Origin of the sequence: Streptomyces sp. NPDC099050 (assembly GCF_044759865.1) — a bacterium.
Classification (GTDB): Bacteria; Actinomycetota; Actinomycetes; order Streptomycetales; family Streptomycetaceae; genus Streptomyces.
This window is the reverse complement of record NZ_JBIWAE010000008.1, coordinates 96,712-121,019: the sequence shown is the minus strand read 5'-3', so window position 1 is coordinate 121,019 and position 24,308 is coordinate 96,712. Positions and strand designations below refer to the sequence as shown.

General features: G+C 71.3%; 19 protein-coding genes. All 19 read right to left on the bottom strand.

Annotated features, from left to right (window positions below; genetic code table 11):
* Nucleotides 1-3: 3 nt before the first annotated feature.
* A complete protein-coding gene (locus ACIQV3_RS15925; protein WP_403712981.1) occupies nucleotides 4-1,626 on the bottom strand; it encodes a glycosyltransferase family 2 protein in 1,623 nt (540 codons plus the stop codon).
* Between the two features lie 130 nt (nucleotides 1,627-1,756).
* Entirely contained in the window at nucleotides 1,757-3,199 is a 1,443-nt protein-coding gene (gene obgE, locus ACIQV3_RS15920; protein WP_403712979.1) for a GTPase ObgE, read from the bottom strand.
* Nucleotides 3,200-3,378: 179 nt separating this feature from the next.
* Nucleotides 3,379-3,633 (bottom strand): 50S ribosomal protein L27, encoded by a 255-nt coding sequence (gene rpmA, locus ACIQV3_RS15915; protein ID WP_030013081.1) that lies wholly within the window; start codon nucleotides 3,631-3,633, stop codon nucleotides 3,379-3,381.
* A 13-nt stretch (nucleotides 3,634-3,646) separates the two neighbouring features.
* Nucleotides 3,647-3,967, bottom strand: a complete 321-nt coding sequence (gene rplU, locus ACIQV3_RS15910) for a 50S ribosomal protein L21 (protein ID WP_214950890.1) — start codon at nucleotides 3,965-3,967, stop codon at nucleotides 3,647-3,649.
* A 428-nt stretch (nucleotides 3,968-4,395) separates the two neighbouring features.
* Nucleotides 4,396-8,529: a ribonuclease E/G gene (locus ACIQV3_RS15905; protein WP_403712978.1), complete on the bottom strand. Its 4,134-nt coding sequence runs from the start codon at nucleotides 8,527-8,529 to the stop codon at nucleotides 4,396-4,398.
* Nucleotides 8,530-8,774: 245 nt separating this feature from the next.
* Nucleotides 8,775-9,566 (bottom strand): TIGR03936 family radical SAM-associated protein, encoded by a 792-nt coding sequence (locus tag ACIQV3_RS15900; protein ID WP_403712977.1) that lies wholly within the window; start codon nucleotides 9,564-9,566, stop codon nucleotides 8,775-8,777.
* Between the two features lie 142 nt (nucleotides 9,567-9,708).
* Nucleotides 9,709-10,788, bottom strand: coding sequence for a hypothetical protein (locus tag ACIQV3_RS15895; RefSeq protein WP_403712976.1), 1,080 nt, complete (start codon nucleotides 10,786-10,788; stop codon nucleotides 9,709-9,711).
* Between the two features lie 51 nt (nucleotides 10,789-10,839).
* Complete coding sequence (locus ACIQV3_RS15890; RefSeq protein WP_403712975.1) at nucleotides 10,840-11,265, bottom strand: PIN domain nuclease; 426 nt, start codon at nucleotides 11,263-11,265, stop codon at nucleotides 10,840-10,842.
* Entirely contained in the window at nucleotides 11,265-11,483 is a 219-nt protein-coding gene (locus tag ACIQV3_RS15885; protein ID WP_327252733.1) for a type II toxin-antitoxin system VapB family antitoxin, read from the bottom strand. Before ACIQV3_RS15885 ends, ACIQV3_RS15890 begins: the two co-directional genes overlap by 1 nt.
* A gap of 167 nt (nucleotides 11,484-11,650) precedes the next feature.
* Nucleotides 11,651-13,576: a TIGR03960 family B12-binding radical SAM protein gene (locus tag ACIQV3_RS15880; RefSeq protein ID WP_403712974.1), complete on the bottom strand. Its 1,926-nt coding sequence runs from the start codon at nucleotides 13,574-13,576 to the stop codon at nucleotides 11,651-11,653.
* 73 nt (nucleotides 13,577-13,649) lie between these two features.
* Nucleotides 13,650-15,176 (bottom strand): CHAD domain-containing protein, encoded by a 1,527-nt coding sequence (locus tag ACIQV3_RS15875; RefSeq protein ID WP_403712973.1) that lies wholly within the window; start codon nucleotides 15,174-15,176, stop codon nucleotides 13,650-13,652.
* Between the two features lie 177 nt (nucleotides 15,177-15,353).
* On the bottom strand, nucleotides 15,354-16,556 hold the full coding sequence (rodA, locus tag ACIQV3_RS15870; RefSeq protein ID WP_403712972.1) for a rod shape-determining protein RodA: 1,203 nt from the start codon (nucleotides 16,554-16,556) through the stop codon (nucleotides 15,354-15,356).
* A gap of 15 nt (nucleotides 16,557-16,571) precedes the next feature.
* Nucleotides 16,572-18,752, bottom strand: coding sequence for a penicillin-binding protein 2 (mrdA, locus tag ACIQV3_RS15865; RefSeq protein WP_403712971.1), 2,181 nt, complete (start codon nucleotides 18,750-18,752; stop codon nucleotides 16,572-16,574).
* A gap of 13 nt (nucleotides 18,753-18,765) precedes the next feature.
* Nucleotides 18,766-19,470, bottom strand: coding sequence for a rod shape-determining protein MreD (gene mreD, locus ACIQV3_RS15860; RefSeq protein ID WP_403712970.1), 705 nt, complete (start codon nucleotides 19,468-19,470; stop codon nucleotides 18,766-18,768).
* A gap of 12 nt (nucleotides 19,471-19,482) precedes the next feature.
* Nucleotides 19,483-20,430 carry a rod shape-determining protein MreC gene (gene mreC, locus ACIQV3_RS15855; protein WP_403712969.1) on the bottom strand — a complete coding sequence of 316 codons (948 nt, stop codon included), beginning with the start codon at nucleotides 20,428-20,430 and terminating at the stop codon, nucleotides 19,483-19,485.
* A gap of 208 nt (nucleotides 20,431-20,638) precedes the next feature.
* The gene (locus ACIQV3_RS15850) at nucleotides 20,639-21,658 is read right to left on the bottom strand and encodes a rod shape-determining protein (protein ID WP_069923827.1); all 1,020 of its coding nucleotides are present in this window, start codon (nucleotides 21,656-21,658) and stop codon (nucleotides 20,639-20,641) included.
* A gap of 296 nt (nucleotides 21,659-21,954) precedes the next feature.
* Nucleotides 21,955-22,365 carry a nucleoside-diphosphate kinase gene (gene ndk, locus ACIQV3_RS15845; RefSeq protein WP_327306765.1) on the bottom strand — a complete coding sequence of 137 codons (411 nt, stop codon included), beginning with the start codon at nucleotides 22,363-22,365 and terminating at the stop codon, nucleotides 21,955-21,957.
* A 62-nt stretch (nucleotides 22,366-22,427) separates the two neighbouring features.
* Nucleotides 22,428-22,787, bottom strand: coding sequence for a DUF4233 domain-containing protein (locus tag ACIQV3_RS15840; protein WP_403712968.1), 360 nt, complete (start codon nucleotides 22,785-22,787; stop codon nucleotides 22,428-22,430).
* Between the two features lie 3 nt (nucleotides 22,788-22,790).
* On the bottom strand, nucleotides 22,791-24,305 hold the full coding sequence (locus ACIQV3_RS15835; protein WP_403712967.1) for a bifunctional folylpolyglutamate synthase/dihydrofolate synthase: 1,515 nt from the start codon (nucleotides 24,303-24,305) through the stop codon (nucleotides 22,791-22,793).
* Between the last annotated feature and the right edge of the window lie 3 nt (nucleotides 24,306-24,308).

Genomic DNA, 24,308 nt, shown 5'->3' with positions numbered 1-24,308 from the left:
GCTCTAGCCGCGGACTATCCTCGCCCGGTTGAACCGGTGGCGGGCCAGGCTCACGACACCCGCGGCACCGGGCGCGAGCCGCAGCGCCAGGGATCCCCCGGTGGTGCGGTACGGCTGCGCCAACAGCACACCGTACCGGCTGCTGGGCAGCACCCGGCGGTGCAGCAGGCGGCGCAGGGGGCGCGGGGAGGTGAGCACGGAGCTCCCGTCCGCGCACTCCACGCTCAGTTTCACGTCCCACGCCTGCAGGCCCCGCCGGCCCTCGCCCCGCCCGAGGCTCGCCAGCGTGGTGAGCCGGAAGGGCAGCTCCGCGGTCCACCCCTCGCCGTCCGCGGCGGGGACGAGCGCCACCGGCTCGGCGACCAGCAGCTCGCCCAGGTCTCCCCGGGGCTGGAAACGCAGCTGCACGGTGCGGGGGCCGGCCGCGGCGAGCCGCCCGTACAGGTCGTGCACCCGGATCCGGAGCCCGGCGAAGCCGCTCGGCTCGGCGTCGATGGTGACGGGCAGCTCCGCCGTCCGCAGCTTGTCGAGCCCGTCCAGCTCCACGGGCAGCGTGTCGCTCCAGACCGGCTCCCCGGAGGGGCCGGTCGCGTACGGGGGCAGCAGGCGGGGCGGGTCTGCGGCGAAACGGGTCAGCCGCCGCAGGTCGGCAGCGGCGGGCGGCGCCTCGGTGGCGCGCAGCACGCGGACGATCCAGCGGGCGTGCGCCCCGGCGGCCTCGATGTCGGCGTCGGAGAACCCGGCGACGTAGTCACGGGTCAGCGTCCACCAGGCGGCCTGGTATTCGGGGTCCTGGCCGAGCTCGCGCAGGTACATGCGCAGGTCGTACTCCAGGAACTTGACCTGGCAGGCCCGGCCCAGCTCGGGCGAGGAAGCGGTCATGAGCCCGGAGGCCACCCGGTGGGCCTCCACACGGGCACGCCAGTTCCCGACGTCCTTGCGGTCCAGGGAGATGGAGACCTGGGCGGCGTTGCGGCGCACGTGCCACACGTAGACGAGGTCGCCGATCACCGCGATGCGGGGCCGGGCCGCCAGTACGCGGGCGGTGAACACGAAGTCCTCGTAGATGAACCGGCCGTCCGGGAAACGGATCCCGTACATGTCCAGGAAGGCCCGCTCGTACAGCTTGTTGACGCAGAGCGTGTCGCGGACCAGCTCCGGCCGGTCCGCGGGGCGCTCGATGACCTCGCCAGGCGTGTACAGGCCGGGCACCCAGGGCACGTCGCGGCTCTCGGGCAGTTCACGGCGGACGCAGGAGCCGACGGTGACCGGCGACCGGTGCTCCCCGGCCGCACGCACCAGGGCGTCGATGGCCCCGGGGGGCAGGACGTCGTCGCTGTCCAGGAACATGACGTACGGGGCGGTCGCGACCGCGATGCCGTCGTTGCGGGGGGTGCCGCAGCCCCCGCTGTTCTCCGTGCGGTGCACGACCTTCACGCGGGGGTGGCGGGCCGCCAGCTCGTCCAGCACCTGGGCGGTGCCGTCGCACGACGCATCGTTGACCGCGATGACCTCGGCGACGACCGGACCCTGGGCGAGAGCCGAGGAAACGGCATGACCGACGAGCTCGGCATCGTTGTACGCGATCACGACGACGGCGACTGTGGGGGAATGGGTGCTCGTCACTCGTGGATCCTAGGCCACCTGGGTAAACGTCACCTTAAGACGGGTCACCCGAACGGGGGATAAACGGAATCCTGTGACGAGCCTGTGACGGCGGCCGGAGGACCGGCCGCCGCCATCGATCACGGCCCGGTCAGAAGGGACGGAACTCGTCGTACTCCTTCTGCGCGGAATCCCGCTCGGCTTCCTTCTCCTTGCGGCGCGTGGTCGCCGGACGCGGCGCCTCCAGACGGTGGTCCTCACCGCGGCGGCCCAGCATCTCGGCGCCGGCCATCATCGTCGGCTCCCAGTCGAAGACGACCGCGTTCTCGTCGGAACCGATGGCGACGCCGTCACCCGCACGGGCACCGGCCTTCTTCAGCGCCGCCTCGACGCCGAGGCGGTTGAGGCGGTCGGCGAGGTAGCCGACGGCCTCGTCGATGTTGAAGTCGGTCTGGCGGACCCAGCGCTCCGGCTTCTCGCCGCGCACGCGGTACACGTCCTCCGCCTCGTCGTAGGCGATGGTGAAGCCCGAGTCGTCCACGGCCTTCGGGCGGATGACGATGCGGGTCGCCTCCTGCTTCGGCGTACGGGCGCGGAACTTCGCGATGACCTCGGCGAGGAAGTAGGACAGCTCCTTGAGACCCGTACGGGAGACCGCGGAGACCTCGAAGACCTTGTAGCCGCGGGCCTCGAGGTCCGGGCGGACGATGTCGGCGAGGTCCTGGCCGTCGGGGATGTCGACCTTGTTGAGGACGACGAGGCGCGGACGCTTCTCCAGGCCGCCGCCGTAGAGCTTCAGCTCCTCCTCGATGGCGTCGAGGTCGGCGAGCGGGTCGCGGTCGGACTCGAGGGTGGCGGTGTCCAGGACGTGCACGAGGATCGAGCAGCGCTCTACGTGGCGCAGGAACTCCAGGCCGAGGCCCTTGCCCTGGCTGGCGCCCGGGATGAGGCCCGGGACGTCGGCGATCGTGTAGACCGTCGAGCCGGCCGTGACGACGCCCAGGTTCGGGACGAGGGTGGTGAAGGGGTAGTCGGCGATCTTCGGCTTGGCCGCGGAGAGCACCGAGATCAGCGAGGACTTGCCGGCGCTCGGGAAGCCGACCAGCGCCACGTCGGCGACGGTCTTGAGCTCCAGGATGACGTCGCCGCCGGTGCCGGGTACGCCGAGGAGCGCGAAGCCGGGCGCCTTGCGGCGGGCGGAGGAGAGCGCCGCGTTGCCGAGGCCGCCGCGGCCGCCCTCGGCGGCCACGTAGGTGGTGCCCTGGCCGACGAGGTCGGCGAGGACGTTGCCCTCCTTGTCGAGGACGACGGTGCCGTCCGGCACCGGCAGGATCATGTCCTCGCCGTCCTTGCCGGAACGGTTGTCGCCCGCGCCGGGCTTGCCGTTGGTGGCCTTGCGGTGGGGGCTGTGGTGGTACTCGAGCAGGGTGGTGATCGACTGCTCCACCACCAGGATGACGTCGCCGCCACGGCCGCCGTTGCCGCCATCGGGGCCGCCGAGCGGCTTGAACTTCTCCCGGTGAACGGAGGCGCAGCCGTGGCCCCCGTTACCCGCGGCGACGTGCAGCTCGACGCGGTCCACGAAGGTGGTCATGGTTGTTCCTCCAGATACAGCGGGAATATCCCGGAAAGCCCGGGGGGTAGGCCTTGCTACCCATTAAACGTGTCTATGTGACAACGCGCCGAGGGCGGACCTCTCTTCCCGGCTCGCGCCGGGAAGAGTTGAGATCCGCCCTCGGGATGCTTCGGACTACCGATTCAGCAGGAGCTGAATCAGGCAGCCGGAACGATGTTGACGACCTTGCGGCCACGGTGCGTGCCGAACTCGACCGAACCGGCCTGCAGCGCGAACAGCGTGTCGTCGCCACCACGACCGACACCCGAACCCGGGTGGAAGTGGGTGCCGCGCTGGCGGACGAGGATCTCACCAGCGGAAACGACCTGACCGCCGAAGCGCTTCACGCCGAGCCGCTGAGCGTTGGAATCGCGCCCGTTCCGGGTGGACGATGCGCCCTTCTTGTGTGCCATGTCTCAGTCCCTCTTACTTCGCAGCCGCGGGGATACCGGTGACCTTGATCGCCGTGTACTGCTGGCGGTGACCCTGGCGACGGCGGTAGCCGGTCTTGTTCTTGTACCGAAGGATGTCGATCTTGGCACCCTTGTGGTGGTCCACGATCTCGGCCTGGACCTTGATGCCGGCCAGGACCCACGGGTCGCTGGTCACGGCTTCGCCGTCGACAACGAGCAGGGTCGAGAGCTCGACCGTGTCGCCAACCTTGGCAGTGGGAATCTTGTCAACTTCAACGATGTCGCCGACAGCAACCTTGTGCTGGCGACCACCGCTGCGCACGATGGCGTACACGCGGATCTCTCTCTCACTCGAGTTCGGGAACCCCTGAAGCCAGCCGGCCCCGCGTCAACCGCAGGCCGGCCTCCCCCGATCCAGCCGCGAGGCGGTCCGGGAGGTGAGGTGCTCAGTGGATTGGCGTGTGCATAGACACGCCAGCGACCTAGGTTACGGGGCCCGGTCGGAGGGGTCAAACCGGGGTCCCGCGGGGCCCCGGAGACGGGCACCGGGCACGCGACGAGGCGGGCAGCGAGGGCCGTACGGAGCCGCTGGCACCCCGCACGGCTCCCGCCGGCCGATCCGGGCGTCCCCGGGGTCCGCCGTCGCCCTTCAGGGCCGGGAGCACGTCCCTGCGGCCCTGAAGGCCAAAGCCCCCGCCCGGCACCAGGGGTGCCGGGCGGGGGCCGGTGGAGCGGGATCAGCGGATCAGCGGGACCCTCGGATCAGCCTTCGGTCGGAGCCGAGACGGAGGGCAGCGTCTGCTGCTCGGCCGCCGCGGTCTTCTTCGTCGCCCGCTTCGCGACCGTCTTCTTCGCGGCCGTCTTGGCGGTCGTCGTCTTCTTGGCCGCCGTCTTCTTCACGGCCGCCGCCTTCTTGGCCGGGGCCTTCTTCGCCGCGGTCGTGGCCGTCTTCTTGGCGGCCGCCTTGCGGACCGCCTTCTTGGCGGGAGCCGCCGGGGCGGCCTCCTCCACGACGGTCTCGGCCTCGGCCTCGGCCGGGGTCTCGGCCAGGGTCTCGGCCGGCGCCTCGACGACCAGTACGGCCGCCTCCGCGCCCGCCGGGGAACCGGCCGGAGCGGTGGCCTTGCGGGTGGCACGGCGACGCGGACGGGCCGGCGCGGCCTCGGCGATCTCCGCCGGGGTCTCGACGACGACCGGTGCGGCCTCGACGACCACCTCGGGCTCGGGCTCCGGCTCGGCCACGGGGGCCTCGGCCACCGGCTCCGGGGCCTGGACCGCCTCGGCCGGGGCGCCCGCCGGAGCGGTCGCCTTACGCGTGGCACGGCGGCGGGTGCGGCCCTTGGGGGCCTCCTCCACGACCGGCTCCGCGACGACCGCCTCGGCGATCTCGGGCTCCGGCGCCTCGGCGACCTCGACGAGTTCCACCTCGGCCTCGACCACCGGCTCGGGCTCGGCCGCGGGAGCCGCAGCCGCCGGGGCACGGTCCGTAGCCGCACCGCGCGGGGCGCCCGCCGGGGCGGTGGCCTTGCGGGTGGCGCGACGGCGGTTGCGGCGTCCGCTCACTCCGGCAGCGGCCTCGGCCTCGGCCGGGCTGCTGTAGAGCTCCTCGTCGGCGACGAAGGAGGGCTCGGGCAGTGCGACGGGAGCGGCGACCTCGGCAGCCAGCTCCGCCTCGGTCTCGATCTCGTAGTCATCGCCCTCGGTCTCCACGACCTCGGTCTCGTGGTCGTGCTCGTGCTCGTGCCCGGCGCCCTGGCCACCGCGGCGCTTGGAGCGCTTGCCGTTGCCACCGCCGCCGACCACGGTCGGGGTCTCCATGTGCACGATGACGCCACGGCCGTTGCAGTGGACGCAGGTCTCGGAGAAGGACTCCAGCAGACCCTGGCCCACCCGCTTGCGGGTCATCTGGACCAGACCCAGCGAGGTCACCTCGGCGACCTGGTGCTTGGTGCGGTCACGGCCCAGGCACTCCAGCATGCGCCGCAGGACCAGGTCGCGGTTGGACTCCAGGACCATGTCGATGAAGTCGATGACCACGATGCCGCCGAGGTCGCGCAGCCGCAGCTGACGCACGATCTCCTCGGCCGCCTCCAGGTTGTTCCTGGTGACGGTCTCCTCGAGGTTGCCGCCCTGACCGGTGAACTTGCCGGTGTTGACGTCGATGACGATCATCGCTTCGGTCTTGTCGATCACGAGGGAACCGCCCGAGGGCAGCCACACCTTGCGGTCGAGCGCCTTGGCGAGCTGCTCGTCGATCCGGTACGTCGCGAAGACGTCCACCTCGGAGGTCCAGCGCTTCAGCCGGTCGGCCAGGTCCGGGGCCACGTGGTTCACGTAGCCGTGGATGGTCTCCCAGGCGGTGTCACCGCTGACGATGACCTTGGTGAAGTCCTCGTTGAAGATGTCGCGCACGACGCGGACGGTCATGTCCGGCTCGCCGTACAGGAGGCTCGGGGAAGAGGTCGAGATCTGCTTCGACTTCTTCTGGATGTCCTCCCACTGGGCCTGCAGGCGCTCGACGTCGCGACGCAGCTCGTCCTCGCTCGCACCCTCGGCGGCGGTGCGCACGATGACGCCCGCGTCCTCGGGGACGATCTTCTTGAGGATGGTCTTCAGGCGCGCGCGCTCCGTGTCGGGCAGCTTGCGGCTGATGCCGGTCATCGAGCCCTCGGGCACGTAGACCAGGTAGCGGCCGGGCAGCGAGACCTGGCTGGTCAGGCGGGCGCCCTTGTGGCCGATCGGGTCCTTGGTGACCTGCACCAGGACCGACTGGCCGGACTTGAGGGCGGCCTCGATGCGGCGCGGCCCGTTGGCCATGCCGAGCGCCTCGAAGTTGACCTCACCGGCGTACAGGACCGCGTTGCGGCCCTTGCCGATGTCGATGAAGGCGGCCTCCATGGACGGCAGCACGTTCTGGACCTTGCCCAGGTAGACGTTGCCGACGTACGAGGTGGCTTCTTCCTTGTTGACGTAGTGCTCGACGAGCACGTTGTCCTCGAGGACGCCGATCTGGGTGCGCTCGCCCGACTGGCGGACGACCATGACGCGCTCGACGGCCTCGCGGCGGGCCAGGAACTCGGCCTCGGTGATGATCGGGACGCGGCGGCGGCCCTGCTCGCGGCCCTCGCGGCGGCGCTGCTTCTTGGCCTCCAGGCGGGTCGAGCCCTTGATGGACTGGACCTCGTCGGAGGAGGTGGAGCCGGCGGCGGACTCGGAGCGCTCGCGCGCCGGGCGCGGCTCGCGGACCTTGACGACCGTGCGCACACCGTCGTCCTCGGCCGCGTCGGCGTCCGTGCCACCGTCACCGCTGCGACGGCGACGACGCCGGCGACGACGGCTGGAGCTGGAGCCGAGGGCTCCGTTGTCCTCGTCGTCCTCGGCCTCTTCCTCATCGGCCTCCTCCGCGGACTCGGCCTCGGCCTCTTCCTCGGCGGACTCCTCGAGGTCGGCGGCCTCACCGCGACGGCGGCGACGGCCACCGCGGCGACGGCGGCGCGACGGGCGGTCGCCCGACTCGTCGGTCTCGTCCTCGTAGAGCTCGGCGGACTCGGTCTCGGCCTCTTCCTCCACCAGCTCTACGTCGGCCAGCGTGACCGGGCCGGACGGCGCGGCGGCGGCCGGGGCCGGGGCCACGGGCGCGGCGGTCTCGGCCGCGGCGCCGCGGCCACGGCGGCGGCGACGGCCGGCCGGCTGCGGGGCCGGAGCGGCCTCGACCTCGGCCTCGGCTTCGACGAGGTCGAGCTCCTCCTCCTCGACCTCCTCGGCCGGGGCGGCGGCAGCGGCGGCCGCGGCCATCATGGCCGCGGTCTCCGGGGTCTGGAACATCGGCTCGGCGAACACCGGGGCCTGGAACACGGCGACGGCGGGACGGCCGGCGCGGCGGCCGCGGGCCGGGGCCTCGGCGGCGGGGGCCTCGGCGGCCGGAGCCACGGGCTGCGCGGCGGCGGCCGGGGCGGTGGTGGAACGGGTGGCGCGGCGGCGGCCGCCGCGCTTCGGGGAGTCCACGGCGTCGGCCACGGTGACGGTGGCCTTGGCGGGGGCGGCGGCCGGAGCCTCGGCCACGACGGGCTCGGGGGCGACGGCGGCTTCGGCGGCGGGCGCCTCGGGGGCGGTCACGGCGCGGGTCGCACGGCGACGGGCACGCGGCGCGGGAGCAGCGGCCTCCTCGGCGACCGGAGCGGCCTGGGCCGCCACGGGAGCCTCGACGACCGGGGCGGCAACCACGGCTTCGGCGGCGGGCGCCTCAGGGGCGGTCACGGCGCGGGTGGCACGGCGACGGGCACGCGGCGCGGGAGCAGCCGACTCCTCGGCGACCGGAGCGGCCTGGGCCGCCACCGGGGCCTCGACCACGGCTTCGGCGGCGGGCGTCTCGGGGGCGGCCACGGCGCGGGTGGCACGGCGACGGGCACGCGGCGCGGGAGCGGCCGGCTCCTCGGCGACGGGAGCGACCGGAGCCGCCGGAGCCGCCACGACGGGCTCGGTGACCTCGGCGGCGGGTGCCTCGGGAGCGGTCGACGCACGGGTGGCACGGCGACGGGCACGCGGTGCGGGAGCGGCCGGCTCCTCGGCGGCGGGAGCGGCCGGAGCGGCCTGAGCTGCCGGAGCCACCACGGGGGCCTCGGCCACGGGTTCGGCGGCGGGCGCCTCGGGGGCGGCCACGGCGCGGGTGGCACGGCGACGGGTACGGGCCGGGGCGGCGGCCGGGGCGGCCTCCTCGGCGGGAACCGCTGCCACCACGGGCGCGGGAGCGGTCTCGGCGGCGGCTACCGCGCCGCCGGGCGGGCCCGCCGGGCGGGACGCGGCACGCCGGCGCCTGCGCGGCGGCAGGTTGTCGCTCGGGCTGCCACTGTCTGCGGCGTTGTTGGCGGAGCTGTTGTCATTTTCGTTGTTGAGCATGCGGGGTTTCTCCCGTCACGCTCCCGGGCGCCGCGGCTGACTTCCGGTCCGGCACGGCTCCGCGTAATGGGCGCGGAGCCGGCCTCCGGGGCGCGTTCGCCACACGGGAGCTCAGTTCAATGGCCGCCGGTTCCGTACGTGTAGTCCGTACGGCCTGGCGGAAGTCTTCAAGTCTTCAGGTCTGTCTGTGCGCGGCCCGACCCAGGTGGCTCCCGAGTCCCAGGGCTGCGCGACGACGACGATCCCTACGCGGCGGGACCTTCCGGCGCCTTCGCGTCGGCCGATACGGCCGCCGTGGGTGGGGCGGTCGTGACAGCCTCGCGGTCGGGCGCGAGCGGGTCGGTCACCGTGCCGGACTCCTCGTCGAAGAGCCCCTGCGCCAGCCTGGTCACCGCAGCGGGGACCGGCGGCGTTAGGTCGGCCACAGCTCGGAGACCGGACAGGACGTCGTCGGGTCGAACGGCAGGTGTCAAATGCCGAACAACCAGCCGCAGTATCGCACAAGCATGGTCCAGGGGCCTATCAGCCTCTGCGGTCACCGTAACGGGAACCACTTCCAGACCGACCACGGCGCCCCGCGTGTCGAAGGTCCGCATGCCGTTCTTGGTGCGGCGCTGGACCTCCACGGTCTCGGCCGCGAGGAAGGCCTCGACCGCCTTCTCCGCGTCGCCGGGCTCCACGCCGTCCAGGCGCAGCTCCCACACGGAGGCCGTCAGCCGGTCGGCGAGACCGGAGGTGCGCGCCTCCACGGCGTCGATGATGTCGAGGCCGACCGGCATCGACTCGTCGAGCAGCTCGCGCAGGACCGCGGGGTCGCGGGGCTCGGCGAGGGCGATCTCCAGGTATTCGGCCTCGCTGCCGGTCCCGGTCGGGGCGGCGTTCGCGTACGAGACGCGCGGGTGCGGGGTGAAGCCCGCCGAGTAGGCCATGGGTACCTCGGAGCGGCGCAATGCCCGCTCGAAGGCACGCTGGAAGTCCCGGTGGCTGGTGAACCGGAGGCGGCCGCGCTTGGTGTAACGCAGGCGGATGCGCTGCACTACCGGTGCGGGAGGCGGGCCTTCGGGCTGTCGCTTGCCCAGTGGTTCATCTCCTTGTGCGGGGCTCCGCGGCTCGCGCGTCGCCCTGAGGTCTGTGGGGCCTGCAGACCACGCCGTGCCGTGCCCACCGGCTCACCCCTGCTTATTTCTGCAAGGAGATCTCGGGGGCGGGCGCGTCGCCTGCGGCTCTGTTACTACCCAGAGTACGCGCCTGTGACCTCGCTGGTTCCCGGGGCGGCCCTCCGAACAGCGCCCGCCGTACGTCGGCCCGCGCCTCGCGCACCGCGAGGCGGGAGGCCCGCCACACCTCGCCGATCGCACGGCCGACGGGAGCGATCGCCTGCCGGTGCAGCGCCCGGGCCGTGCGACGGCCGACGTCCCACCCGGCGCGCAGGACGTTCCCGGCGGGGGTGACCACATGCCGGCGCAGCCACCCGGCGGGTCGCACGACAGCCCACCGCCACAACCACACCAGCCCGCGCCCCAGCGCCCGGCTCACCCTCCCCGCGAGGTGCCAGGCCCCGACGAGCAGCTGCCAGAGCGGCACGAGCAGGTACGCCCACACCGCCCGCCCGGCCGGCGCCAGCAGGTACCGCCACACCCCCACCACCACGGGCCGTACGAGATACCGCCACAGCGCGACCCAAGGCCAGACGAACAGGGCCTTGCCCAGCCAGGCCGCGCCGACCACGAACCCACGGGCCAGCCACCGCAGTCCGTGCCCGACGGGGGCCAGGACGTACCGGTACAGCGCGCCGGCCGGCAGCAGGAGCAGGTACCGGACCGCGCCCACGAGCAGCCAGGCGATGCCCCGGCCGACGGGCAGCAGCCCGTACTCCCAGACCGGGACCAGCAGGTACCGCCAGAGCCCCACACCCGCCGGCCGCAGCAGATACGCGTAAACGGCCTGCCCCACCGGGAGCATGACGTACCGCCAGAGACCCACCCAGGGCCAGTGGAAGACCACCTTGAACAGGGCCCCGATCAGCCACCCGGTCCCCCGCAGCACCGGCAGCACGGCCCGCTCCCAGAACCACCGCAATCCCTGCCCCAGCGGACCGAGGACGCTCCGGTTCAGCATCCGCGCGAAGGCGACGAGCAGATCCCAGGCCACCCGCAGGGGCAGCACGACCAGCACCGCCACGATCTTCACGGGAATCCGCACGACCCCCACCAGGCAGCCGTCCCCCTGCGACGCCGGCAGCGCCTTTTCCTGTTCCATAGCGCTAAGGACACACCACGGCCCCGGACCGTTGCGCCGAAGGGCCGTCCGTCAGTCGATGGATCCCGGCTCGGCGAGCCACTGGGCACTGAGCTCAGTGGCTCCCGCAATCGTGTCGAAGTCACGGTCGTAGTGCAGCACCGTGAGTCCGTGTGCCCGCGCAGTCACGGCAACCAGCAGATCGATCCCGCTGGCAGAACGATGGGCGCCCCTGTACACCAAGGTCTCTTGCAGGTCCAGGATCTGTTGCCAGCCGTCTTCGGGTACGGGCCGCCACCCGAACAGGTCCCGCAACTGGCTCTTTGTCCGCTTGTAGTCCTGCACCGAGCGCGCCGAGAAGAGCATCTCGAACTCGGTCGGCTCGCACAGCGAGATGCGTCCGGCCTTGAGGGTCTCGACCCAGTCGTCACGGACCCCCGGACGAAGAATCCGGCCTGCCGCGGATTTATCGATCAAGAAGTGTTGCCGCGCGACCATCAGTGCCAGGCCTCGTCTTCGAAGCCCGGCTCGGTGAGCGCGTCGAACGCACCCTCATCGGCGAGCGCGATGAGCTGCACCAGCGCACGTTCACGACGCAACCGTGCTCCTATTTCCTCCAGCGCCGCGTTGACCGTGTCCTTCTTCGTGGTGGTCCCGAGGGCTTCCATCGCGAGTGCGAGGGCTTCCTCGTTGATGTCGATCACGGTCTTGGCCATAGGGGCCACCTCCTGGCAGCAGGGCCCGGAGTATTCCTCCGGGCACCCTTCAAGGATATCCGCAGGCGTCAACCGCAGGAACGATAATCCGGCGGTCGAATGAATATGCCCCCCACCGTTCCCGGTGGAGGGCATAGACAGGGGGGCCGGCCGGCCTCAGCCGCAGGTCACTTCACGACCGACAGCGGCAGCAGCTTCTTGCCCGTCGGGCCGATCTGGATCTCCGTCGAGAGCTGAGGACACACGCCACAGTCAAAGCAAGGCGTCCAGCGGCAGTCCTCGACCTCGGTTTCGTCGAGGGCGTCCTGCCAGTCCTCCCAGAGCCAGTCCTTGTCCAGGCCGGAGTCGAGGTGGTCCCAGGGCAGGACCTCCTCGTAGGTGCGCTCGCGGGTCGTGTACCAGGCCACGTCCACGCCGTGGGCGGGGAGGGTCTTCTCCGCCGCCTGCATCCAGCGGTCGTAGCTGAAGTGCTCGCGCCAGCCGTCGAAGCGGCCGCCCGACTCGTAGACCGCGCGGATGACGTCGCCGATGCGGCGGTCGCCGCGGGACAGGAGGCCCTCGACGATGCCCGGCTTGCCGTCGTGGTAGCGGAAGCCGATGGAGCGGCCGTACTTCTTGTCGCCGCGGAGCTTGTCGCGGAGCTTGCCGAGGCGGGCGTCCGTCTCCTCGGCCGACAGCTGCGGGGCCCACTGGAAGGGGGTGTGCGGCTTGGGGACGAAGCCGCCGATCGAGACGGTGCAGCGGATGTCGTTCTGGCCGGAGACCTCGCGGCCCTTGGCGATGACGTTGACCGCCATGTCGCCGATCTGGAGGACGTCCTCGTCGGTCTCGGTCGGCAGGCCGACCATGAAGTACAGCTTCACCTGGCGCCAGCCGTTGCCGTACGCGGTGGCGACCGTACGGATCAGGTCCTCTTCCGAGACCATTTTGTTGATGACCTTGCGCATGCGCTCGGAGCCGCCCTCGGGGGCGAAGGTCAGACCGGAGCGGCGGCCGTTGCGGGTCAGCTCGTTGGCCAGGTCCACGTTGAAGGCGTCCACGCGGGTCGACGGGAGGGACAGGCCCACCTTGTCGTCCGTGTAGCGGTCGGCCAGGCCCTTGGCGATGTCCGCGATCTCGGTGTGGTCCGCCGAGGAGAGGGACAGGAGGCCGACCTCCTCGAAGCCCGTGGCCTTCAGCCCGCGCTCCACCATCTCGCCGATGCCGGTGATGCTTCGCTCCCGCACGGGGCGCGTGATCATGCCGGCCTGGCAGAAGCGGCAGCCGCGGGTGCAGCCGCGGAAGATCTCCACGGACATCCGCTCGTGGACGGTCTCGGCGAGCGGGACCAGGGGCTGCTTGGGGTAGGGCCACTCGTCGAGGTCCATGACGGTGTGCTTGCTGACCCGCCACGGCACGCCGGAGCGGTTGGGGACCACGCGGCCGATGCGGCCGTCCGGCAGGTACTCGACGTCGTAGAAGCCCGGCACGTAGACGCCGCCGGTCTTCGCGAGGCGCAGGAGCACCTCTTCACGTCCGCCCGGGCGGCCTTCGGCCTTCCACGTGCGGATGATCTCGGTCATGTCGAGGACGGCCTGCTCGCCGTCGCCGATGACCGCGCAGTCGATGAACTCCGCGATCGGCTCGGGGTTGAAGGCCGCGTGGCCGCCCGCGAGCACGATGGGGTGGTCGACCGTACGGTTCTTGGCCTCCAGCGGGATGCCCGCGAGGTCCAGCGCCGTCAGCATGTTGGTGTAGCCGAGCTCGGTGGAGAAGGAGAGCCCGAAGACGTCGAACGCCGAGACGGGACGGTGGCTGTCCACGGTGAACTGCGGCACCTTGTGCTCGCGCATCAGTGCTTCGAGGTCCGGCCACACGCTGTAGGTGCGCTCCGCGAGCACGCCCTCGCGCTCGTTCAGCACCTCGTACAGGATCATGACGCCCTGGTTGGGGAGCCCGACCTCGTACGCGTCCGGGTACATCAGCGCCCAGCGGACGTCGGCGCTCTCCCACGGCTTGACCGTGGAGTTGAGCTCACCGCCGACGTACTGGATCGGCTTCTGGACGTGCGGAAGCAGGGCCTCAAGCTGAGGGAAGACCGATTCGGTCATCACGCGACTTTCGTGAAGCGGGCAGGGGGCGACTCTCAAGCGTACCCCGGGGCCCGGAGCACCCCCGCCCGCAAGATCAGCCGCGCAGCGCCGCCGCCGGGCCCGCGGTCGCCGCCCACACCTCGGGCAGCTCCCGTTCGCGGCGCTCGGCCAGTGCCTCCTCGCGGGCGTAGAGCAGGCCCCAGGTGAAGGCCGACTCCCCCGCTCCGGCCGCCTGGACGCCGAGTCCGCGCAGGGCTTCGCGGGCGACGACCCCGTCCTGGTGGTCGCCGAGCAGGCTCTGGACCGCCTTCACGGCCCGGGCCAGCTTGCGCGCGGGTTTGCCGAGGGCCGGGGCCGCTGCCTCGGCCGCGTACCGGGCGCGCTTCGCGGCCTTGCGCGCCTCGTGCAGGGCCAGGTCACGGTCCTCGCCGGGGTTCATGGACAGGGCGCCCCCGATCCGGCCGGCGAGGCGTTCGTAATCCGCGAGGACCGCCGCGGGCAGGGCGGACTCGGCGGGCCGGGCGGCGGCCTTCAGCAGCGGCGGGTCGGCCAGCAGGGCGTCGAGGGCGTTCAGCAGGGCCACGTGGCGCCCGCTGTCGAGGGCGGCCAGCGCCGCGCGGCGCGAGCCGGTGCGCCGGGCGACGTTCCAGATCTTCAGGCGGCCGCGGACCGGGCCGAGCACCAGGGTGCGCGGGAGTTCGTCGAGCCGGGTCTGGATCCGCTCCAGCAGGACTTCCTGGTCGCGGTCGACGCCCAGTTCGGCGGCGAGCCAGCGCAGCTCCTCGCCGATCGGGCCGGTCTCGGCGGGGTCCAGGATCCGGCGGTAGGTCTTGAAGGCGCTGCGCAGGCGCCGGGTGGCGACCCGCATCTGGTGGACGGAGTCGGGCAGCCCGCGGCGTACGGCGGGGTCCTGGGCGATGAGGGTGTCGCGCTGTTCGCGCAGGTACGCGAGCACGTGCGCGCCCACCGTGTCCGCGGCCGGCCCGGCTTCGGTGCCGGTCGTACGGGCCGGGGGTTCCCCGCCGGTCTCGGTCAGTGCCCGGGCGAGCTTGGAGGGGGCGTCGCTGACCCGGAGTCCGGCCTTGCGGAAGGTCTTCTCCACGGCGTCGAGCAGCGCCGGGTCGGCGCCGTCGGCGAGCTCGACCTCCACCTCGGTCCAGGCGGCGGTGGCGTCCGCGCGCTCGGCCCGTACGGCGTCCGTGGACAGTTCCGCGAGGAGGGCGCCGTCGGCGTCGAGGAGGTGGCTGAGCTTGCGCGAGGACAGGAGCCTGACCTGTGGTTCCAGCGGGGCGTCGCGGACGCGGGAGCGCAGCAGGGCGGTCAGGGCGTCGGGGACGGTGTCGCCGAGGGGGGCGGTGATCTCGTCGCGCACGCCGGGGGCGACGGGCAGTTTGAGGTGCCAGCCGGCGTCCTTGCCGCCGGTGCGGCGGCGCAGGGTGAGCCCGTCGGCGGCGAGCCGCTGGTCGGGGGTGTCGTAGTAGACGGCGTCGAGCTCGGCCGTGCCCTGGTCGGTCACGGCCGCGATGGCGTCCGTGCCCGTCAGGTCGGGTACGCCGCGCCGTCCGGCCTTGGTGGTCCTGAACTCGAATTTGCGCTCGATCTCGCGCTTCGTGGCCGCCATGCTTCGAACGTAGTCCTGAACGGAACGCGGCGCGAAGGAAAACGGCGGGTGCGGCGGAAAACCGGCCCGCCAACCGACGGATCAAGCCGACGGACCAAGCCGACGGACCAAGCCGGGCGGGCCGAGCCGCCTCGGCCCGCCATCAGCCGCCAGCCGCCAGCGGCCAGCGGCCAGCCGTCAAGCCGACATCGGCCGCTGCACCCTGATCGACTGGAGCAGCCCGATGGCCACCCATACGGCGAACATCGAGGATCCTCCGTAGGACACGAACGGCAGCGGCAGTCCGGCCACGGGCATGATCCCGAGGGTCATGCCGATGTTCTCGAAGGACTGGAAGGCGAACCAGGCGATGATCCCGGCGCACACGATCGTGCCGTAGAGCTCGGTCGTCTCGCGGGCGATCACGCAGGCGCGCCACAGGATGACGCCGAGGAGCACCAGGATCAGACCGGCTCCGACGAAGCCCAGCTCCTCCCCCGCCACCGTGAAGACGAAGTCGGTCTGCTGCTCCGGCACGAACTGGCCGGTGGTCTGCGAGCCCTTGAAGAGCCCGGAGCCGGTCAGTCCGCCGGAGCCGATGGCGATGCGCGCCTGGTTGGTGTTGTAGCCGACGCCGGCCGGGTCGAGCTCGGGGTTGGCGAAGGCGGCGAAGCGGTTGATCTGGTACTCGTCGAGGACGCCGAGCTGCCAGATCAGGATGGCCCCGCCGGCGCCCGAGCCGAGCAGGCCCAGCACCCAGCGGTTGGAGGCGCCGGAGGCCAGCAGGACGCCGAGCACGATGACGACCATGACCATGACGGAGCCGAGGTCGGGCATCAGCATGATGATGCCCATGGGGAAGGCGGCCAGGCAGAGCGCCTTGACGACGGTGCGGTGGTCGGGGTGGGCGAGGTCTCCCGCGTCCACCCGGGTGGCGAGCAGCATCGCCATGACCAGGATGATCGTGATCTTGACGAACTCGGATGGCTGGAGCGAGAAGCCGCCGCCGACCACGATCCAGGCGTGGGCTCCGTTGATGGTGGCGCCGAGCGGGGTGAGCACGGCGAGGATCAGGACCACGGAGAGCCCGTAGAGGATCGGTACGGCGCCGCGCAGGGTGCGGTGGCCGAGCCAGATGGTGCCGATCATCAGCACCAGGCCGATGCCGGTGTTCATGGCGTGCCGGAAGAGGAAGTAGTACGGGTCCCCGTTGTTCAGCGAGGTCCTGTTGCGGGTCGCCGACCACACCAGCAGGGCGCCGATGAGGGAGAGGGCGAGCGCCGAGAGGAGTATCGGCCAGTCGAGCCGGCGCACGACGGAGTCGCGGGCGGTGAGCTTGGCCATCGCTCCCCGCTGCTCCGGCGCGTACCGGGCCACGGAGAATTTGTTGGCGGTCTGCATGTCGGTCCTCGGTACTCAGTCGTGCTGCGCGGGGCGCTGGGCTTGCGGGCCGGCCAGCGCGGGCGGCGCCAGTTCTTCCGGGGACGGGGGTACGTACGGCCGGATCTCGGGGGAATCGATGCCCCCGTCGGGGCGGATCTTGGGCAGCTTCTTCTCCGGTCCCGGCAGAAGAGCCTTCTTCAGGTCCTGGTTGCCCGCCATGTCCAGGCCGTAGATGGCGTTGTAGATGTTGCGGACGGCGGGGCCTGAGGCTCCGGAACCGGTGCCTCCCTGGGAGATGGTCATGACGATGGTGAAGTCGTCGGTGTAGGTCGCCAGCCAGGAGGTGGTCTGTTTGCCGTAGACCTGGGCGGTGCCGGTCTTGGCCCGCATCGGGATCTTGTCGAGCGGCCAGCCGCCGAAGCGCCAGGCGGCGGTGCCGCCGGGCTCGACGACCATGCGCAGGCCCTTGTCGAGGTCCTTGACGGTCTTGGCGTCGATCGGCAGCCTGCCGTGCGACTTCGGCTTGATCATCTGGACGTGCTTGCCGTCGGCGCTGATCACGGCCTTGCCGACCGTGGGGTCGAAGAGGGTGCCGCCGTTGCTGATGGCGGAGTAGGCGGTGGCCATCTGGATGGGGGTGACGAGGACGTCGCCCTGGCCGATGGCGAAGTTGATGCTGTCGAACGCCTTGAGCTGGTTGCCTTCGAGGCAGCTCTCGTAGGCGATCTGCTCGACGTAGGTGCCGCCCTTCTTGCCCTGCTTGCACCAGGAGTCCTTGTTGGCCGCCCAGAAGCCCTTCTTCCAGCCCCGGTCGGGGATGCGGCCGGTGACCTCGTTCGGCAGGTCGATCCCGGTCTCGGAGCCGAGGCCGAACTCGCGGGCGGTCCGGTAGAACCAGTCGTGGGCGTCCTTCTTGGGCTTGAGGCCGCCGTCGCGCTGCCACTCCTTGTGGCCGAGGGCGTAGAAGACGGTGTTGCAGGAGAACTTGAGGGCCTCGCCGAGGGTGATGGGGCCGTGCCCCTTGGACTCGAAGTTCGCGAAGCTGCGGTTGCCCATGCTGTAGGAGGCGCTGCAGTTGTACTTCTCGTCGAAGGCGTACCCGGCCCGGACGGCCGCGCTGGCGGACACCACCTTGAAGATGGAGCCCGCGGGGGCCTGGCCCTGGATCGCCCGGTTGAGCAGCGGGTAGTTGGAGCCCTCGCTGGTGAGGCTCGCGTAATCCTTGGCGGCGATCCCGCCGACCCAGGCGTTGGGGTCGTAGTCGGGCTGGGAGGCCATCGCGACGACCCGGCCGGTCTTGGTCTCCATGACGACGACGGCGCCCGAGTCGGCCTCGTACTTGCGGCCGGTGATCTTGTCGGTCTCCTGGCGGACCGTCTTCATGGCCTGCTGGAGCTCGTACTCGGCGACGGACTGGACCCGGGCGTCGATGCTGGTGACGAGGGTGGATCCGGGCACGCCCGCGTCGGACTCGGTCTGGTGCATGACCCGGCCGAGGTTGTCCACCTCGTACGAGGTGACCATCGCCTTGCCGCGCAGGTACTTGTCGTACGTGCGCTCGATCCCGGAGCGGCCGACCTGGTCGGAGCGCAGGTGCGGCGAGTCGGTGTCCTTGGCCTTCTGGATCTCGTCGTCGGTGACGGGCGAGAGGTAGCCGAGCACCTGCGAGGTACGGGCCCCGCCGGGGGCCGGGTAGCGGCGGACGGCGACGGGCTCGGCGGTGACGCCGGGGAACTCCTCGGGGCGTTCGCGCAGCTGCAGCGCCTGCTGCGTGGTGGCGTCGAGGGTGATCGGGATCGGCTGGTACGGGGAGCCGTTCCAGCAGGGCGCGGGGGTCTGGGAGTCACAGAGGCGCACCTTCTCCATGACCTCCTTGGGGGTCATGTCCAGGACGCCGGCGAGACGGGTCATGACGGCCTGGCCGCGGTCCTTCATCTTCATCAGCGCCGTGCGGCTGGTGGAGACGACGAGCCGGGTCTCGTTGTCGGCGAGCGCGACGCCCCGGGCGTCGAGGATCGTCCCGCGCACTGCGGGCTGGACGACCCGCTGGACGTGGTTGCTCTTCGCCTCGTGGTAGTACTCCGCGCCGTTGCGGATCTGGAGGTACCAGAGCCGGCCGCCGAGGGTGAGGAACATCGAGCAGACGAGGACCTGGATGATCACGAGCCGGATCTGCACCCGGGACGTACGGCCGGTCTCCGCGGTGTTGGTCACGTGGACTCCTCCCTCACAGCTTCTTGACGCTCTTCACACCCTTGATTCCCTTGACTCCCTTTATCCGGCCGGCCCGGTTGGCCCGGCTGCGGGCGGTCTTCATGCGCAGGCCGCCGCGCTGGCTGCCGATCCGCAGTCCGGTGCCGCCGGCCAGCCAGCCGGAGGCGACGTCCTTGCCCGCGGGCGGGCCGCCGTTGGCCTCGACGGCCATCGGGTCGTTCTCCGCGCGGCGGGCCAGGGCCATGATGAACGGCACGGTGAAGGGGGCGAGCAGCAGGTCGTACAGGACCGCGGTGAAGAGCAGCCCGGTCAGCCCCACGTGGCGGGCGGCGGTGTCGCCGACCAGCGCGCCGACGCCCGCGTAGAGCAGGGTGGAGACGAAGGCGGCGCCGACGACGGTGAGCATCGGGCCCCAGGCGGAGCGGAACCGCCCGGTGTCGGGGCGGACCAGGCCGGCGACGTAGCCGATGACGCACAGCACGAGGGCGTAGCGGCCGGCGGCGTGGTCGGCGGGCGGTGCCAGGTCGGTGAGGAGGCCCGCCGCGAAGCCGATGAGGGCGCCGCTGACGCACCCGTACACGAGTGCGAGGGCGACGACGGTGAGCAGGACCAGGTCGGGGACGGCTCCGGGGAGCTGGAGGCGGCCCAGGATGGAGACCTGGACGACCAGGGCGACCACGACGAGCGTGCCCGAGAGCAGGATCCGGTTGAAACGCATGATGATCGGCTCCTAGTCGTCGGCCGGCTTGCCGGACGCGGACGCGCCGGGCGACGGGGTGACCGTGACGGTGACCGTCGGGGTGGGCTTGGGCGCTTCGGGCTTGGGCGGCAGGACCGCGTCGCGCGGGTCCTGGCGCGGGGGCATGACCACGACGCCGACGATGTCCAGGCGGGAGAACCCGACGAAGGGGCGGACCCAGACGGTCCGCGTCAGGTCGCCGCGCGAGGGGTCGACCTTGATCACCTCGCCGATCGGGACACCGGGCACGAAGGGCTTGTTGCCGCGCGAGCCGAAGGTGACGAGCCGGTCGCCGGTGTTGATCTTGGCCTTGCCGTTGAGCATCTGCACGGAGAGCTCCCGGTCGCCCTGACCGGTGGCGAAGCCGAGTTCGCCGGTCTTCTCCAGGCGGGTGCCGACGGTGAAGTCGGGGTCGTTGGCGAGGACCACGGTGGCGGTGTCGGGGCCGACGGTGGCGACGCGGCCGACGAGTCCGTCCCCGTTGAGGACGGTCATGTCGCGCTCGATGCCGTCCTTGCTGCCCGCGTCGATGGTCACGGTCCAGGAGAAGCCCTGGGCCGCCCCTATGGCGATGACCTCGGCACCCTTGATGCCGTACTGGCCCGCGCCCGCCCGCTTGAGCATCTCGTCGAGCTCGCGGATCCGGCTGCGGGTCCGGTCGTCGCTGCCCAGCTTGGCCTTGAGGGCGGCGTTCTCGCGCTCCAGCGTCGCGATGCGGTTGTGCCGCTCGCCGGAGTCCCGTACCGCCCCTATGGCGTTGGCGACCGGGTCGACCCCTTGAGCCACGCCCTTCTCGACCGGCCCGAAGACCGCTGCGGCGGCCTGTCGGGCACCGTCGACCGGAGACTCCTCACCCGTCCTGATGTCCACCGTGATCAAAGCGAACGCGATGGCGATCAGAAGCACCAGGAGCAGCCGGCTTTCTCGTGTGTCCCTCACGTGCGGCGGCCGTGCCTTCCTCGTAGATAGCTGTGCGGCGAAGCCGCTCCAGTGGAGCCGGTGCTTGCACCGGGCTGTGCGGCGAAGCCGCTCCAGTGGAGCCGGGGCTCGCACCGGGCCTTGCCTGTATATCAACGATCCGCCGCACGGGCCCGGTAGCACCCGTACGGCGGATCATTTGTGTTCCACCGTCGATCGGCGGGCCGGATCAGCGCCGCGGCTGGGCGTCCAGCACCTGCTGGAGCGCCTCGAACTCCTCTACGCACTTGCCGGATCCGAGGGCCACGGAGTCGAGCGGGTCCTCGGCGATGTGGATCGGCATGCCCGTCTCGCGGCGCAGCCGTTCGTCGAGGCCGCGGAGCAGGGCGCCGCCTCCGGTCAGGACGATGCCGCGGTCCATGATGTCGCCGGAGAGCTCCGGCGGGCACTTGTCGAGGGTCGTCTTGACCGCGTCGACGATCGCGTTGACCGGCTCCTCGATCGCCTTGCGCACCTCGGCGGCCGAGATCACGACGGTCTTGGGCAGGCCCGAGACGAGGTCGCGGCCGCGGATCTCGGTGTGCTCGTCCTTGTCGAGGTCGTAGGCCGACCCGATGGTGATCTTGATCTGCTCGGCGGTGCGCTCACCGAGGAGGAGCGAGTACTCCTTCTTGATGTGCTGGATGATCGCGTTGTCGAGCTCGTCGCCGGCCACCCGGATGGACTGTGCCGTGACGATTCCGCCGAGGGAGATGACGGCCACCTCGGTGGTGCCGCCACCGATGTCCACGACCATGTTGCCGGTGGCCTCGTGGACGGGCAGGCCCGCGCCGATGGCGGCGGCCATCGGCTCTTCGATGATGTGCACCTGGCGGGCACCGGCCTGCGTGGACGCCTCGATGACGGCGCGGCGCTCCACTCCCGTGATGCCGGAGGGCACGCAGACCACGACGCGCGGACGGGCCAGGTAGCGGCGCTTGTGGATCTTGAGGATGAAGTACCGGAGCATCCGCTCGGTGATCTCGAAGTCGGCGATGACGCCGTCCTTGAGGGGCCGCACGGCGACGATGTTGCCGGGCGTGCGCCCGATCATCTTCTTGGCTTCGGAGCCGACCGCCAGGATGCCACCGGTGTTCGTGTTGATGGCGACCACGGACGGCTCGTTCAGGACGATTCCCCGGCCCCTCACGTACACCAGCGTGTTGGCGGTCCCGAGGTCGATCGCCATGTCACGGCCGATGAACGACATGTTGTTCCCCTTGTTCCCCATGAGGAGCGTCTGGCCTTCCAGTTGATAGCGGCTGCTGTCAGGTCGGCGAGGTGGGTGTGTGGGTGGAGGCCCCATCGTAGTGCCGCAAGTACGGCCTCCGCGCGACGGGACTCCGGCAAGCCCGCCGGAACGGATACCCGCCCCCTTAGTGGTGACGTCGTGTCCTGTCGATGCGTTCCCGAATGTGCCCGGTAATACCGGAGGGCGACCGAAATTACTTCGGTCGCCCCAGGTCATGAGCGCTATTCGGCTGATGTTGCGTCAGAAAAGAGTGATCACAGCGCCGGGAAGAACAGCTTCAGTTCCCGCTCCGCGGACTCCTCGGAGTCCGAGGCGTGGATCAGGTTCTCCCGGGTGACGGTACCGAAGTCACCCCGGATGGAGCCGGGCGCGGCGGCAATCGGGTCAGTGGGTCCGGCCAACTGGCGGACACCCTCGATCACGCGCTCCCCTTCGACGACCAGGGCCACGACCGGGCCACTGGCCATGAAGCCCATGAGCGGCTCGTAGAAGGGCTTGCCCTTGTGCTCGCCGTAGTGCGCCTCCAGGGTCTCCTGGTCCAGCGTGCGCAGCTCCAGCGCGGGAATGGTCCAGCCGGCCTTCCGCTCGATGCGGCCGACGATCTCGCCGATCAGACCGCGACGGACCGCGTCGGGCTTGAGGAGGACGAGCGTGCGCTGGGTCATATGGGTAACTCCTTGCGGCATACGGGTGCGGTCCGACGAGGCTACAGGGGGCGGGGCGCGCCCTACGCCTCGGTCGGGGCGGTGGTCTGGGCCTCCGCCTGGGCGGCCCAGCGGGCCTTGATCACGTCGATGCGGCGGCCGTAGCGGATCGAGCACCACCACAGGCCGGCGAACACCACGCCCAGGATGAACATCATCGGCACGACGAAGCCGCTCAGCACCAGCCCGATCTGCAGGGCCCAGCCGATCTGGACGGCCCCGGGGCGCGAGAGCATCCCGCACAGCAGGACCGACAGCAGCATCGCGATCCCGCAGACCGTCCAGACCGTGACCTGGCTCAGATCGCCCTTCATCGCGACCAGCCCCGCGAAGCCGATCACGAAGAACTCGGCGATCAGCGTCGAAGCACACAGCGTGCGCATCCCTCAGCCCCTCTTCAGCAGCAGGCGGGCCTCGCCCACCGTGATGACGGACCCGGTCACCAGGACCCCGGCCCCTCCGTACTCCGCCTCTTCCTCCGCCAGCGTGATCGCCGCCTCCAGGGCGTCGTCCAGCCGCGGCTCCACCTGCACGCGCTCGGCGCCGAAGACCTCGACCGCGATGGCGGCCAGTTCGTCGGCGGAGGTCGCGCGGTGGCTGGTGTTCTCCGTGATGACGACCTCGGCGAAGATCGGCTCGAAGGCTTCGAGGATCCCGCGCGCGTCCTTGCCCTCGCTCGCACCCACGACCCCGACCAGCCGGCTGAAGCCGAAGGCCTCGGTCACCGCCTCCGCGGTGACCTGCGCACCGGCCGGGTTGTGCGCCGCGTCCAGGACCACCGTGGGGCTGCGCCGCACGACCTCCATGCGGCCGGGCGAGGTCACCGAAGCGAAGGCCTTGCGCACGGTCTCCACGTCCAGGACCCGCGCGTGGTCGGCGCCGATCCCGAAGAACGCCTCGACCGCCGCCAGCGCCACCGCCGCGTTGTGCGCCATGTGGGCGCCGTACAGCGGCAGGAAGATCCCGTCGTACTCGCCGCCCAGGCCGCGCAGCGTCAGCTGCTGCCCGCCCACCGCGACCTCGCGGGTGACGACGCCGAACTCCATGCCCGCGCGGGCCACGGTCGCGTCGACCTCCACGGCCTTCTTCAGCAGCACCTGCGCCGCGTCCACCGGCTGCTGTGCCAGGATCACGGTGGCGCCCTGCTTGATGATGCCGCCCTTCTCCTGCGCGATCTCGCCGGTGGTGGAGCCGAGCCGGTCCGTGTGGTCCAGGCTGATCGGGGTGACCACGGCGACCGCGCCGTCGATGACGTTGGTGGCGTCCCAGGTGCCGCCCATGCCCACCTCGATCACGGCCGCGTCCACGGGCGCGTCCGCGAAGGCCGCGTAGGCCATGCCGGTGAGGACCTCGAAGAACGAGAGCCGGATCTCTTCGGCCGCGTCCACCATGTCCACGTACGGCTTGATGTCCTCGTAGGCCTCGATGAACCGCTCGGCGCTGATCGGAGCCCCGTCCAGGCTGATCCGCTCGGTGATCGACTCCACGTGCGGGCTGGTGTAGCGCCCGGTGCGCAGCTCGAAGGCGTTCAGCAGCGCCTCGATCATGCGGGAGGTGCTCGTCTTGCCGTTGGTGCCGGTGACGTGGATGGCGGGGTACGCGCGCTGCGGCTCGCCCAGTAGGTCCATCAGCGAGGCGATGCGCGTGACGGACGGCTCCAGCTTGGTCTCGCCCCAGCGGCCGGCCAGCTCCTGCTCCACCTCCCGCAGCGCTTTGGCCACCTCGGGGTCGGCGGGCTCTTCGGGTACCTGGTCGCCCTGGAGCGGACCGGCCTGCGTGCGCAGGGTGCGGCTGCCCGCCTCGATCACCGCCAGGTCGGGGTCGCGGTCGGACTCTTCCGCCACGATCTTGTCGAAGGCGTCGAAGCTGTCATCGTGGCTCTCGGGCTGCTGCTCACTCACGGG